We start from the raw sequence: 13,327 nt of genomic DNA, 5'->3' as shown, positions 1-13,327 counted from the left end.
CGAAGACCGATTCCGCAGCGTAGGCGTGGCGGCCGACGTCGTCCAATATTAGTTTTGGCGTGGGTGATACGAAATCGGTATCGGAAATCCCAAAAATAATATTGGACGGCCAACGCCGCGCTCCGGGATAGTGGCCGTAGCCCTCGTCAGTGCGCCCCTGACGGGCCGGCGCGGCACCGGAGGCCCCATGATCGATACGCTGGAACTCACCGCCATCCCGCCCGAGGATGAAGCCCTGCGCGCCGAGGTGCGCGCCTTTCTTGCCGACACGCTTGACGGCCTGGAGCCCGACGAGCGCGCGCGGTCCTGGATGGGATACGACGCGGCCTTCAGCCGCCAGTTGGCAGCGCGCGGCTGGCTGGGCCTGACCCTGCCGCGGGAACATGGCGGCGCGGCGCGCGGCCACTTCGCGCGCTTCGTGCTGTCGGAAGAATTGCTGGGCGCGGGCGCGCCGGTGTCGGCCCACTGGATCGCGGACCGCCAAAGCGCGCCGCTGATCCACAAGTATGGCACGGCGGCCCAACAGGCGTTCTACCTGCCCCGCATCTGCCGAGCCGAGGCATTCTTCTGCATCGGCATGAGCGAACCGGGATCCGGTTCCGACCTGGCCAGCATCCGCAGCCGCGCCGAGCCCGTGGCTGACGGCTGGCGCCTGAACGGCAGCAAGATCTGGACGACCAACGCGCACCGCTCGCACTACATGATTGCGCTCGTGCGCACCTCCGGCACCGTGGACGACCGCCACCAAGGGCTGTCGCAACTCATCGTGGACCTGGCGCTGCCCGGCGTTTCCATCCGGCCCATCGAAGACCTGGCGGGCGATGCCCACTTTTCGGAAGTGTTCTTCGACAACGTCGAACTGCCCCACGACGCGCTGATCGGCGAAGCGGGTGCGGGCTGGGCCCAGGTGAACGCCGAACTCGCGTTCGAGCGCAGTGGCCCCGAGCGCCTGTATTCCAGCATCGCGCTGCTCGAGTGCTGGTTGACGCATTGCCGCGGCCTGTCGGACAACGCCGGCGACCGCGCCACGCTGGGCAGCATCCTGTCGCAGATGGCGGTGCTGCGCGCCATGTCGCTGTCGGTGGCGGGCAAGCTGGCGGCGGGCGGCAGCCCCGCAACGGAAGCCGCGCTGGTCAAAGACCTGGGCACAGAATTGGAACAGCTTATTCCGCGCTTGATCGGCGATGCGCTGGGCCGCCGCCCCGATGTGCCGCCACCGTTGCCGCTGCTACGCACGCTGGCGTACCTGGAACAGGTCAGCCCCACCTTTTCCTTGCGCGGCGGCACGCGCGAAATACTTCGCGGCATCATCGCCCGCGGCCTTGGCCTTCGATAAGGACGAACATCATGGACACTCTGCTTGGCGACGCCGCCGAACGCCTGTTCGCCCAGACTTACACGCCCGCGCTGATTCGTGGCATTGAACAAGGCCAACCAGCCGCCGCCGCGTGGCAAGCCTGCGAAAACGCCGGCTTCGCCGACGCGCTGGTCCCGGAGGCGCAGGGCGGCGCTGGGCTGGACCTGCCCGATGCGCTGCCCGTGATGCTGGCCGCCGGCCGCCACCTCTGCCCCTACCCGATCGCGCACACGATGCTGGCGCGCGCGTGGCTTGCCGGCGCGGGCCGCGCACGGCCAACGGGATCGATCGCCATCGCTCCACACGGCCTGTCGATCCAGGGCAGACGCGTGATGGGCGTCAACGTGCCGTGGGTCCGCGTGGCGGACCACGTCCTGGCGCACATCAACGGACAAGCCTGGCTGCTGGCCACGCAAGCCGGCCAGGTCGAACCGAACGGCCTGCATGGCAGCCTGGACGGCGAGGCCTCGTGGGCACTGGCCGATGCGCAATGCCTGGGCAGCGGCAGTCCGCTGGACGAACTGGCGGCCGCCGCCTATGCCGGCCTGATGGCCGGCGCCATGGACCGGGTGCTCTCGCTGACGCTGGACTACGCCAACACGCGGGCGCAGTTCGGCAAGCCCATCGGCCGCTTCCAGGCCGTGCAGCAGCAGATCAGTGTGATGGCCGAACAGGTCTGGGCCGTCCGCATGGCCGCGCAGTTGGCGTTCCAAGGTGCAGGCGGGCGGCCACAGCCGATGCTGGCCGCGATAGGCAAGGCGCGCGCCAGCTTGGCTGCGCCTGTCGTCGCCGACATCGCGCACGCGGTGCATGGCGCCATCGGCGTCACCGCGGAATACGACTTGCAGCTGTACACCCGACGACTCCGCGAGTGGCGGCTGGCCGGCGGGTCGGAATCCTATTGGCACGAACGCATCGGCGCCCATGCGCTGGCCAGCGGCGCGGATGCGCTGACCTACCTGCGCGCCGTATCATCCACGGGAACCATCCTCCCGGGCCGCGCTCATGGACTTCCGCCATCTACAACAGTTCCTGGTTCTTGCCGAGACGCTGAACTTCCATCGCGCGGCGGAAAAGCTGCACATGTCGCAGCCTCCGCTGTCGGTCTCGATCCGCAAGCTTGAAGAGATGGTGGGCGTGCCGCTGTTCGTGCGCGGCCGCCAAGGCGTGCAATTGACCGAAGCGGGCCTTGCCGCCCTGGACGAAGCGCGCCGTGCCCTGTTCCATGCCGAGCAGTTCCGGCTGGCCGCGCGCGCGGGCGCAGCGGGCGAAGGCGGCACCGTGCGGATCGGTTTCGTGGGGTCCGCCACGCACGGCATCCTGCCGCGCATCCTGCCTCTCTTTCGCCAACGTTATCCCGGCGTGACGGTCGTGCTGCGCGAAGCCACCTCGATCCGCATCATGCAGGACCTGGCGGAAGACACTTTGGAGGTCGGCATCGTGCGCGTGCCGGTGGCCATGGGGTCGAACGTGCGCCTGGCCCCGCTGACCACCGAGAATTTCGCGCTGGCGGTACCCAAGGGGCATCCGTTGGCGCGGCGCGGCCGCATCCGGCTGACCGACCTGGCGGACGAGGCCTTCATCATGTACACCGCAACGGAAGCCGCGGGCTTGCGCATGGCGGCGATCAACGCCTGCCAGCTGCGCGGCTTCACGCCCCGCATTACGCAGGAAGCGGTGCAGGTGCAAACGCTGCTGAGCCTGGTCGAAAGCGGGCTGGGCGTGGCGCTGGTGCCCGCCGGCAGCCGCCGCCATCCCGGGCCCAATGTGGTCTACAAGACGCTGGCCGACTTCCCCGCCGATGCCTCCATCGGCATTTCACTGGCATGGAATCCCGATACGGAACGCAGCGCCGCGCGCAACCTGCGCGAGATGGCCAGCCAGGCGTTCCGAGACAAGCCCGCCAAATATCCGGTGCCGCGCTTGCGGCAAGGTGGCCGGCAGGCTTAGGATGGAGCATGGTCGCGCCACAGCACCCCGCGGGGCTGGACGTGCGGCGCGCGGTCCAAAGTTGAACCTTGCCAGCGATTCGGGAGCACATCGTGAAGACAGTTGCTGAGATTCTCAGGGAAAAGCCGAACCAGTCCGTCGTAACGGTTTCACCGGACTCATCGGTGTACGACGCCATCAAGACCATGGCCGAGCGCAGCATCGGCGCGGTGGTGGTCGTAGAGGGCGATACCGTGCTGGGCATGATGTCCGAGCGCGACTATGCCCGCAAAGTCGTCCTGCAAGACCGCTCGTCGCGCAGCACCAAGGTGCGCGACATCATGACGGACTCGGTCTATTACGTGGGTCCCGCCGATACGCGCGAGCACTGTATGGCCATGATGACCGAGCGGCACTTTCGCCATCTTCCGGTCATCGACAATGAAAAATTGATCGGGCTGCTGTCCATTGGCGACTTGGTCAAGGACGTTATGAGCGAACAGAAGTTCATCATCCACGAATTGGAACGCTACATCAGCGGCGGCCACGCCTGACGCATTGCCGCGGCGCCGATGGCCAAGCGGCGGGTCAGCCCGCCGCCAGGATCCGCGCCGCCGGCACGATCAGCCCCAGCCCGGCGGCCAAGAGCAGCACAAAGACCATGCGCTTGATGGTCTTCATCGAACCTGCCGAACCATAACGGCGCGCCACCCAGGTCACGGCGATCACGACCGGAAACGCCTGCACGCTGAGCCAGAACGACGACGCCATGAACGCCCCTTGTCCGGTCACCAGCCCCAAGCGCACCACGGCGTTCAGCGAAAACAGCACCAGCAGGCTGTTGCGGATGGACGCCAGCGGCAAGGGCTGGCGATACAGGTGATAGACCATCGGCGGGCCGGCGCTTGAGAACAAGCCGCCCAGCACGCCGGATATCCCCCCGAAGAATACGAATGACGCCTTGGACGACAGCCGCTCCAGCGGTTTGGCGCGCGCCACCAGCAGGACGGCGCAAGCCAGGATCGTGACGCCCAGCAGCAGTTGCAGCAGCACCGTCGTCGACCCGCTGATCCACGTCAGCACGGCCACGCCCACGCCGACTCCCACCAGACTGGCCGTCATGGCCGGCCCCATCAGCGACCAGTTCACCTGCGGCTTGGCGCGCGCCAGCGTCACGGCGGCATTCACCAGCGACAGCACGCTGACCACGTTCGCCACTTCGGACACCGACGCCAACTGGAACACGCCTGACAACCCCAGCAGAACGAGCCCGAATGCAAAGCCGGTCATGGTCTGGGCATAGGTGGCAAGCGCCACGCAGGCCAGGAACAGCAGATGTTGGGAGATGCTCATGCGTCGGGGATGTCGGAGGGCGGGCACGGATGGCGTGCGCGGCGCGGGGCTTTCCAAGGCGGCGATGATATCACCGGGGTATCGGCGCCCCCAGCCGGCACCGCGCGTGCCGCAATCACATATCTTGTCACAAATGGAAGCGTCCCTGCACCCCGTCCCCGACGGACTGCCGCTATTCTTGCCGCCCTGTCAGTCCTTGCCGGTTAGACCTCGCCTGAATGACGCCCAAACACACCACGATCAATACCGTGACCCTGACCTGCTCGACTTGCGGCAGCGCTCAGTTCACCAAATTGGCCCCCAACGAATACCGCTGCAACCACTGCCACGCCTTGACGCTGGTAGAGGACGACGTCGCCCAGCGGCTGGAAAAGATCCTGCGCGGCATGCAGCAGCCCAGCCCGACGCCGCAGGTCAAGCCTGCCGTGCTCGCGGCCATCGGCGTGGCCGTGGCGGCGATGATCGCCATTCCCCTGGTGGCCTCGCTGCTGAGTTCAGGCCGTGCACCGGTGCCGCAACGCCTGGTGCAACCGCCGCCGATCGATGCGTCGCTGGTGAAGCTGACCGACGTGCGCGAGGTGCAGCAACGCGGCCGCAAGCAGCTCGTCATGATGATGCGCAACGAGACCGGCAAGAAGATCGACGCGCCGCGCGTGACGGCGACCTTCTTCCAGGGCGAATTGACGCTGTCGTCGTCCTGGGGGTCGCCCTCGGCGCGTAGCTTGCAACCCGGCGAATACGCCCCTGTGCTGATTTCCGTGCCGGACAAGGCCTACAGCCGCTACACGCTGGAAGTCGCCACCCCCTCGCCCGCGCGCGGCAAGAACAACGATGTGGCGCCCAGCAAGGTGCAACTGGTGCGCAACGACGGCTCGTACCGGCTGGTCGGCCTGCTGAAGAACCAGGGCGCGACCGAGGCCAACAGCACCCAGATCACGGTCATCCTCTACGGCGACGACGGCGCGATGATCGGTACCGGCAACGGCTACGCCACCGCCAGCCCCCTGGCGCCCGGCGCGCTGACGTCGTTCGACGTGCACTGCGAGATGCTCGGCGACGGCAACGTCGCGTCCTACGATTACATGGTGCAAAGTGAACGCTGACCGCTCCGAAGCGAAACCCCTGTCCCGGCCGGCCAAGGCCGGGCTGGTGCTGATCATCCTGGCCGCCATCGGCTTCGCGCTGTACAAGCACACCCCCGTGGGGCCCTGGGCCATGCAGAAGTTCGCGCCCGCCCCCGCGCCGCAAGCCACGGCCTCGTCCAAGGACACCCCGCCCAAAGAGGCGGGTCCCGCCAGCCGCATCGTGCGGGTCAGCCCGGCCAATACCCGGGTCATCGACCAGGTGCGCTTGACCACCGAAGAACTGCTGGACCCGGACTTTGCCCTGTTCGACCCGAAGGCGTTCAGCCTGTCCGCGCCGCGCCGGCTGCTGGACGAAATTGAACGCCCCGTCCTGTATACGGAACTCGTCAACACCAGCGACACCTATGTGGCCCTGTCGCCGCGCGTGAAAATCGCCGTCTTCGACGGGTCGCGCGCGGTGGACTTGCGCCAGGAATGGGAACTGCCGACCCATCTGTATCCGGGCGAGCGGGTGCCGGTGGCGCTGCCGGGCGGCCGCTATGATCGGGTGACCGAGATGAAGGCGGATTGGCAGCCCGTCAAGCGCGCCGCGATGCCCGGCCCCCGCCCCAAGCTGGCCGTCACGGTGGAGAACACCGAGGCCAACATCGGCACGGGCACCCTCAATTTCAGCTACCGCTACCGTTACAAGTACGTCACCGTCCACGGCCGGGTACGCAATGAGGACCAGGCGGAGGTCGACAACGTGCGGGTCTGGATCAGCTTGTACGACGCCCAGGACCAGTTGTCGGGCGCCACGTTCAAGGAACTGCGGCTGCCCAAGCTCAAGCCGGGCGAGAGCGCGCCATTCGAAGCCCAGGTCAAGCAATACGGCGGCAATTTCGCCCGGGTAGGCCTGGTCTACGACGCCGTGGCTCGCTAAGCCGCGAACGGGCGCCGCCTCTGCGCGCCTGACGAAAAAGGCGGCTCACGGGGCCGCCTTTTCCTTGCCCGCCCCGCACAGCCGCCCGCGCGCCGTCGCCCGCAAGCAACAGCTATCGGCCCAGGTCTTATATAAGATATAAGACATTTGCTTGCGCCCCCCTCTTCCCTCTACAATTCCGCCAACAACCCTTCTTCCAACCCGACTTTGAGCAGGCCTCACATGCTGGATAACTACCGCCAACACGTTGCCGAACGCGCGGCTCTGGGGATTCCCCCGCTGCCCCTTACGGCTAAACAAACCGCTGAACTGATCGAACTGCTGAAGAACCCGCCCGCTGGCGAGGAGCAGAATCTGGTCGAACTGCTGACCTACCGTGTGCCGGCCGGCGTGGACGATGCCGCCAAGGTCAAGGCGTCCTACCTGGCCGCCGTGGCGCTGGGCAAGGAAGCTTGTGCGCTGATCAGCCGTGCCAAGGCGACGGAACTGCTGGGCACGATGCTCGGCGGCTACAACATTGGCCCGCTGGTCGACCTGCTGGATGATGCGGAAATCGGCACCATCGCCGCCGATGCGCTGAAAAAGACCCTGTTGATGTTCGACGCCTTCCATGACGTGAAGGAAAAGGCCGACCGCGGCAACGCCAACGCCAAGTCCGTGCTGCAAAGCTGGGCGGATGCCGAATGGTTCACCAGCCGTCCGGAACTGCCGGAAAGCCTGACCATCACCGTCTTCAAGGTGCCGGGCGAAACCAACACCGACGACCTGTCGCCGGCGCCTGACGCCACGACCCGCCCCGACATCCCGATGCACGCCCTGGCGATGCTGAAGAACAAGCGCGACGGCGCCGCGTTCGAACCGGAAGAAGACGGCAAGCGCGGCCCGGTCAAGTTCATCGAATCGCTGAAGGAAAAGGGCCACCTGGTCGCCTACGTGGGCGACGTGGTCGGCACGGGTTCGTCGCGCAAGTCGGCCACCAACTCGGTCCTGTGGTTCACGGGCGAAGACATCCCCTTCGTGCCGAACAAGCGCTTTGGCGGCGTGTGCCTGGGCAACAAGATCGCCCCCATCTTCTACAACACGATGGAAGACGCCGGCGCCCTGCCGATCGAGCTCGACGTTTCCAAGATGGAAATGGGTGACGTGGTCGAACTGCGCCCCTACGAAGGCAAGGCACTGAAGAACGGCGAAGTCATCGCTGAATTCGAAGTGAAGTCCGACGTGCTGTTCGACGAAGTGCGCGCCGGCGGCCGCATTCCGCTGATCATCGGCCGCGGCCTGACCAGCAAGGCGCGCGAAGCGCTGGGCCTGGCCCCGTCGACGCTGTTCCGCCTGCCCAAGGATCCGGTCGACACCGGCCGCGGCTACACGCTGGCCCAGAAGATGGTCGGCCGCGCCTGCGGCCTGCCGGAAGGCCGCGGTATCCGCCCGGGCACCTACTGCGAACCGAAGATGACCTCGGTCGGCAGCCAGGACACCACCGGCCCGATGACCCGCGACGAACTGAAAGACCTGGCTTGCCTGGGCTTCTCGGCCGATCTGGTGATGCAGTCGTTCTGCCACACCGCCGCCTACCCGAAGCCCGTGGACGTCAAGACGCATCACACGCTGCCGGAATTCATCAGCACCCGCGGCGGCATTTCGCTGCGCCCGGGCGACGGCGTGATCCACTCGTGGCTGAACCGCATGCTGTTGCCCGACACCGTCGGCACCGGCGGCGACTCGCACACCCGTTTCCCGATCGGCATCTCGTTCCCGGCCGGTTCGGGCCTGGTGGCCTTTGCCGCCGCCACGGGCGTGATGCCCCTGGACATGCCGGAATCGGTGCTGGTCCGCTTCAAGGGCAAGCTGCAGCCTGGCGTCACCCTGCGCGACCTGGTCAACGCCATCCCGCTGTACGCCATCAAGCAAGGCCTGCTGACGGTTGCCAAGCAAGGCAAGAAGAACATCTTCTCCGGCCGCATCCTGGAAATCGAAGGCCTGCCCGACCTGAAGGTCGAACAAGCCTTTGAACTGTCGGACGCCTCCGCAGAACGTTCGGCCGCCGGCTGCTCGGTGCACCTGAACAAGGAACCGATCATCGAGTACATCAACAGCAACATCGTGATGTTGAAGTGGATGATCGCCAACGGCTACGAAGACGAGCGCACGCTGGGCCGCCGCATCAAGGCCATGGAAGCCTGGCTGGCTGATCCCCAGCTGCTGGCTCCGGATGCCGACGCCGAATACGCCGCCGTCATCGAAATCGACCTGGCCGACGTGCACGAGCCCATCGTGGCCTGCCCGAACGACCCGGACGACGTCAAGACGCTGTCGGAAGTCGCCGGCGCCAAGATCGACGAAGTGTTCATCGGCAGCTGCATGACCAACATCGGCCACTTCCGCGCAGCCTCCAAGCTGCTGGAAGGCAAGCGCGACATCCCGGTCAAGCTGTGGATTGCCCCGCCGACCAAGATGGACGCCACGCAGCTCACCGAAGAAGGCCACTACGGCGTGTTCGGCACGGCAGGTGCGCGCACCGAAATGCCGGGCTGCTCGCTGTGCATGGGCAACCAGGCCCAAGTGCGCGAAGGCGCGACCGTCATGTCGACCAGCACCCGCAACTTCCCGAACCGCCTGGGCAAGAACACGAACGTGTACCTGGGCTCGGCTGAACTGGCCGCCATCTGCTCGAAGCTGGGCCGGATTCCGACCAAGGAAGAGTACATGGGCGATATGGGCGTCATCAACAAGAGCGGCGACCAGATCTACCAATACCTGAACTTCGACAAGATCGCGGACTACAAAGACGTGGCGGACGTGATCGAGGTCTAAGCCTCGCACGATAGCCAGGTTTCCAGCCTGCACGACGGCCCCGGAGCGATCCGCGGCCGTTTTTCTTTGTCCGCCGCAAACGGATGCCAGGCCGAGCGGGCCAAAAAATTTCAGGGACGGAACTTTTCCGGCGATACGTTTTCATACAATCGCGCTACCTTGTGACACTTGGCCCTTAAACCGGCGCGGCTTGCCGCCTGCGCCCCCCTTATCCAGGAGGACGCCTGCCAATGACCCGGCTTTTGCTGCCGCCGCTGCTACTGCTGGCGCTTGCCGGTTGCGCCACCGCGCCGCCATCCAATCCCGAGAACATCTGCGCGATCTTCCGCGAAAAGCCGGACTGGCACGACGCCGCCCTGAAAGTGCAGAAGAAGTGGGGCGCCCCCGTCCCGGTGCCGATGGCCATGATGTACCAGGAGTCCTCGTTCAAGCAGGACGCCGTGCCGCCCCGCTACTACTTCCTGGGCATCATCCCCTGGGGCCGCGTCAGTTCCGCCTACGGCTATGCGCAAGCCAAGGACGAAACCTGGGCCGACTACAAGAAAGAGGCCGGCGGCTGGGGCTCCAGCCGCGACAACTTCGCCGACGCGCTGGATTTCATGGGCTGGTACATGAGCAAGTCGCAGCGCATCAACGGGGTATCGAAGTGGGATGCCTACGGCCAATATCTGAATTACCACGAGGGCTGGACCGGCTACCGCAACCGTAGCTACGACCGCAAGGCATGGCTGAAGACGGTGTCGCAAAAGGTGCAGGCGCGCGCGGAGAAGTTCACGTCGCAGTACAAGAGCTGCGAGGCGGATCTGACGCGGGGGGGATGGTTCTGGTGACGTCCGGACACGAGCCAAGGCCTACGTCTGGCTAAATATACAAAAATTTGTATAATCAGGCCATGAAAGTCCTCAAACCCGTGGAATTCGTTGGCACGGCACTCGACGATCTACGGACCTTTCCCTTGTCCGCCCGACGTAACGCGGGTCACCAGATAGACCAAGTGCAACGGGGTCTTGAACCGGACGATTGGAAGCCTATGGCGACCATCGGACAGGGAGTCCGCGAGATTCGGATTTATGACGACTCAGGCGCCTTCCGAGTCATCTATGTCGCGAAACTGGCCGACGCCGTCTACGTCTTGCACTGCTTTCAAAAGAAGACGGCGAAAACTGGTAGACCTGACCTGGATCTGGCGATCAAGCGATACCGGAGCTTGTTGAAGGAGTTGGACCAATGACCAAGCAAAGATATGCCAGCGTGTGGGACGCGATAGAAGATACGCCCGCCGAAGCCGAAAACATGAAATTGCGCTCCGAGCTGATGCTGGCGTTGAAGAATCACATTGCCCACGCAGAAATGAGCCAACAAGAAGCGGCGCAACTATTCGGCGTCACCCAACCGCGCATCTCTGACCTGATGCGTGGAAAAATAAACCTGTTCGGATTGGACGCCCTGGTCAACATGGCCGCCGCGGCCGGTCTGCATGTGGAACTGCGCATCCATCGGGAAGCTGCCTGACAAAACGGTAAGTCCCATGCAAAACCCCGGCTTGGCGCCGGGGTTTTGCATGCATGCCGGCTCATGCCGGGCGCGATCAGAAGTCCATGCTGGCCGACAGCAGGAACGTGCGCGGACCGCCCAGGACCAGGTAGCCGTTGCCCGGGTAGCCGCCCACCGACGACCAGTAGTTGCGGTTGGCGATGTTCTCAACGCGCGCGCGCAGGGTCACGACGTGGCCGTCGACGTCCATCATGTAGCGCAGGCCAGCGTCGAATCGGGTCCAACCCGGCACCTTGAGGGTGTTGGCATCGTTCGCATAGGACGAACCGGTGTAGACCACGCGGCCGTCCACGGCCAGGCCCTGGACGCCCGGAATATCCCATTCCACGCCCATGTTGGCCTGGAAGCGCGGCACGCCGATCACGCGGTTGCCGTCCAGCGAAGCCGTGCCGGTCGAGCGCTGCTCGGCGTCCAGCCACGTCAGGCCGCCCAGTACGCGCACGCTCTTGACGGGTTCGCCGTAGACGGTCAGTTCCGCGCCCTGATGGCGGTCCTTGCCCGAGGTGGTCAGCTCGTTGCTGGCGTTGTACATCGCGCGCGGCTTGTCCGTGGAGAAGAGCGCCAGGCCGGCGCCCAGGCCGTCGCCTTCGTACTTCACGCCGATTTCCTTTTGCTTGGACACGTATGGCTGCAGGCTCTGGCCCACGTTGGGCACCGGCCGGCCGTTGGCGTTCGCGGGCGCCGTCGGTCCTGCAACCAGCGCCTCAATGTAGTTCGCGTACAGCGAAACGCTGGGCGCCACCTTGAACACGATGCCGGCGGCAGGCGAATTGCGGCTGGCGTCATAGGCGCCATTTTCCTTGCCGGTGTTGTAGGCGTAGTCGCGTTGCGACAGGCGCTGGTGGCGGATGCCCAGGGTCAGCAGCACCTTGTCGTCCAGGAAGGACAAGGTATCGCCCAGGGCATAGCTGCTCATGCGCGTGCGCCCTTGCAGCGCAGGGTTGTCGATATCATTGCCGCGCAGCGCGCCGGCGCTGAAGGCAGGCTTGTCGTAAGACACCGGGTCATAGATGTTGGTGGCAAACGTGTTCGCGTAATCCATGATGTAGGCATTCTTCTTCTTCAGATCGAAGAAGGACGCCGACACGACGAACTCATGGCCCACGGGACCCGTGCGCACCTTGGCGCGCAGACCCAGTTCGCCGGTGTTGACGCTGTCTTCGCGGGTATTGTCGAAGCGATAGAAATTGCCCGCGCCCGTGCTGCCGTTGGTCAAGGTCACGTTGCCCAGCGAGTTCGCTTCATCGCTGCGGCGAAAACCGTAGGCGGCCCAACCGGTCAGCTTGTCGCTGAAGTCATGTTCCGCGCGGACGGTGCCAAACACATCGCGCTCGTTGGAATACGACCACGGTTGCGCATAGTTGGAGCTGGCGTCGGGCGCGTCAGGCACGCTGGTCACGCCTGCGCCCATCGTCACGTTCGGACGCGCGCGCTTGAGCTTGTTTTCCTGCCATCCGATATCGCCCGACAAGCGCGTATCTGCCGAGCGCCAATCCAGGCCCAACGACACCAGGCTGGTGCGGGAATGTTCGTCATCGATTGCCGTGTCGCCGCTGCGCTGCGCCGCGTTCAAGCGGATGCCCGTGCTGTCGTCCGGACCGAAGCGCCGGGCGATATCGGTGGACACCTGGAACTGGCCGCCGCTGGAAATGCCGGTGGTGACACGGGTCAGCGGCTCGTTCGGCGCACGCTTGGGCACCAGGTTGATGACGCCGCCGATGCCGCCGCCGCCAGGCGTCGCGCCCGTCAGGAAGGCCGACGCGCCGCGCAGCACTTCCACGCGTTCGAACAGCTCGGTGGCGATGTACTGGCGGGGCAGCAGGCTGTACAACCCGTTGTAGGCCACGTCGTCCGAACTCAGGATGAAGCCGCGGATGAAGTAGGACTCCTGGAAGTTGCCGAAGCCGCGCGCCACGCGCACGCCCGAGTCGTTCTGCAGCACGTCGCCCACGCTGCGCGCCTGCTTGTCCTGGATCAGCTCGTTGGTATAGCTGGTGATGCTGAACGGGGTGCTCAGGTTGTCTTGCGTGCCCAGCACGCCGACGCGGCCACCCGTGGCCACCTGCCCGCCCGCAAAGGGCGCAGCCAGGCCGCCGGCCGACGCATCGGCGCTGGCCTCGACTTTAATGGCTTCCATCGACACGACGGAGCCGTTGGGCGCGGCGGGTTGGGCTTGGGGTGGGGTTTGACCGTAGACGACGCCCAGGCACGGCAGCGTAGCGGCCACGCAGGCAAGAGTTCTGATTTTCATATCGGGATCGAGAGGGGCAAGAGAAGCGCGTCGCTGCGCAAAGAAACGCAAAATCCCGATGG

At 65.3% G+C, this 13,327-nt stretch carries 12 protein-coding genes; 10 read left to right on the top strand and 2 right to left on the bottom strand.

All coding sequences use genetic code 11. The features are described 5' to 3' along the window. Positions 1 to 187 precede the first annotated feature (187 nt). From AC27VE_RS24780 to AC27VE_RS24765, 4 genes are all read left to right on the top strand, one after another. A complete protein-coding gene (locus AC27VE_RS24780; RefSeq protein WP_488705271.1) occupies positions 188 to 1,336 on the top strand; it encodes an acyl-CoA dehydrogenase family protein in 1,149 nt (382 codons plus the stop codon). An 11-nt stretch (positions 1,337 to 1,347) separates the two neighbouring features. Beyond that, positions 1,348 to 2,481, top strand: a complete 1,134-nt coding sequence (locus AC27VE_RS24775) for an acyl-CoA dehydrogenase family protein (RefSeq protein ID WP_488705270.1) — start codon at positions 1,348 to 1,350, stop codon at positions 2,479 to 2,481. Further along, the gene (locus tag AC27VE_RS24770) at positions 2,363 to 3,307 is read left to right on the top strand and encodes a LysR family transcriptional regulator (RefSeq protein WP_052017895.1); all 945 of its coding nucleotides are present in this window, start codon (positions 2,363 to 2,365) and stop codon (positions 3,305 to 3,307) included. The genes AC27VE_RS24775 and AC27VE_RS24770 overlap by 119 nt, the downstream gene beginning before the upstream one ends. Positions 3,308 to 3,399: 92 nt before the next feature. Then, entirely contained in the window at positions 3,400 to 3,840 is a 441-nt protein-coding gene (locus tag AC27VE_RS24765; protein ID WP_488705269.1) for a CBS domain-containing protein, read from the top strand. A gap of 34 nt (positions 3,841 to 3,874) precedes the next feature. Here AC27VE_RS24765 and AC27VE_RS24760 read toward each other — a convergent pair whose 3' ends face one another. Next, entirely contained in the window at positions 3,875 to 4,639 is a 765-nt protein-coding gene (locus tag AC27VE_RS24760) for a TSUP family transporter (protein WP_006225626.1), read from the bottom strand. A gap of 218 nt (positions 4,640 to 4,857) precedes the next feature. Here AC27VE_RS24760 and AC27VE_RS24755 point away from each other — a divergent pair, with 218 nt between their 5' ends. The 6 genes from AC27VE_RS24755 (at position 4,858) to AC27VE_RS24730 (ending at position 10,972) form a co-directional block, all read left to right on the top strand. After that, positions 4,858 to 5,742, top strand: a complete 885-nt coding sequence (locus tag AC27VE_RS24755; RefSeq protein WP_488705268.1) for an FxLYD domain-containing protein — start codon at positions 4,858 to 4,860, stop codon at positions 5,740 to 5,742. Further along, positions 5,732 to 6,646: an FxLYD domain-containing protein gene (locus tag AC27VE_RS24750; protein ID WP_488705267.1), complete on the top strand. Its 915-nt coding sequence runs from the start codon at positions 5,732 to 5,734 to the stop codon at positions 6,644 to 6,646. Before AC27VE_RS24755 ends, AC27VE_RS24750 begins: the two co-directional genes overlap by 11 nt. Before the next feature lie 222 nt (positions 6,647 to 6,868). Beyond that, a complete protein-coding gene (acnB, locus tag AC27VE_RS24745; protein ID WP_088589017.1) occupies positions 6,869 to 9,460 on the top strand; it encodes a bifunctional aconitate hydratase 2/2-methylisocitrate dehydratase in 2,592 nt (863 codons plus the stop codon). 230 nt (positions 9,461 to 9,690) lie between these two features. Beyond that, positions 9,691 to 10,290 (top strand): transglycosylase SLT domain-containing protein, encoded by a 600-nt coding sequence (locus AC27VE_RS24740; protein ID WP_280026772.1) that lies wholly within the window; start codon positions 9,691 to 9,693, stop codon positions 10,288 to 10,290. Positions 10,291 to 10,352: 62 nt separating this feature from the next. Continuing rightward, a complete protein-coding gene (locus tag AC27VE_RS24735; protein ID WP_488705266.1) occupies positions 10,353 to 10,691 on the top strand; it encodes a type II toxin-antitoxin system RelE/ParE family toxin in 339 nt (112 codons plus the stop codon). Continuing rightward, complete coding sequence (locus AC27VE_RS24730; protein ID WP_427956169.1) at positions 10,688 to 10,972, top strand: helix-turn-helix domain-containing protein; 285 nt, start codon at positions 10,688 to 10,690, stop codon at positions 10,970 to 10,972. The genes AC27VE_RS24735 and AC27VE_RS24730 overlap by 4 nt, the downstream gene beginning before the upstream one ends. A gap of 76 nt (positions 10,973 to 11,048) precedes the next feature. Here the strand turns inward: AC27VE_RS24730 and AC27VE_RS24725 are convergent, their stop codons facing one another. Further along, on the bottom strand, positions 11,049 to 13,265 hold the full coding sequence (locus AC27VE_RS24725; protein ID WP_488705265.1) for a TonB-dependent receptor: 2,217 nt from the start codon (positions 13,263 to 13,265) through the stop codon (positions 11,049 to 11,051). Between the last annotated feature and the right edge of the window lie 62 nt (positions 13,266 to 13,327).

It is taken from the genome of Achromobacter sp. 18P8.1.1 (assembly GCF_057799415.1).
This window is presented reverse-complemented; position numbering and strand designations above follow the sequence as displayed.

Bases quoted from the DNA above. Each gene is read 5' to 3' on its own strand.
- AC27VE_RS24725 (WP_488705265.1), bottom strand. From the start codon at position 13,265: ATGAAAATCAGAACTCTTGCCTGCGTGGCCGCTACGCTGCCGTGCCTG.
- acnB (WP_088589017.1), top strand. From the start codon at position 6,869: ATGCTGGATAACTACCGCCAACACGTTGCCGAACGCGCGGCTCTGGGG.
- AC27VE_RS24780 (WP_488705271.1), top strand. From the start codon at position 188: ATGATCGATACGCTGGAACTCACCGCCATCCCGCCCGAGGATGAAGCC.
- AC27VE_RS24730 (WP_427956169.1), top strand. From the start codon at position 10,688: ATGACCAAGCAAAGATATGCCAGCGTGTGGGACGCGATAGAAGATACG.
- AC27VE_RS24755 (WP_488705268.1), top strand. From the start codon at position 4,858: ATGACGCCCAAACACACCACGATCAATACCGTGACCCTGACCTGCTCG.
- AC27VE_RS24735 (WP_488705266.1), top strand. From the start codon at position 10,353: ATGAAAGTCCTCAAACCCGTGGAATTCGTTGGCACGGCACTCGACGAT.
- AC27VE_RS24760 (WP_006225626.1), bottom strand. From the start codon at position 4,639: ATGAGCATCTCCCAACATCTGCTGTTCCTGGCCTGCGTGGCGCTTGCC.
- AC27VE_RS24740 (WP_280026772.1), top strand. From the start codon at position 9,691: ATGACCCGGCTTTTGCTGCCGCCGCTGCTACTGCTGGCGCTTGCCGGT.
- AC27VE_RS24775 (WP_488705270.1), top strand. From the start codon at position 1,348: ATGGACACTCTGCTTGGCGACGCCGCCGAACGCCTGTTCGCCCAGACT.
- AC27VE_RS24770 (WP_052017895.1), top strand. From the start codon at position 2,363: ATGGACTTCCGCCATCTACAACAGTTCCTGGTTCTTGCCGAGACGCTG.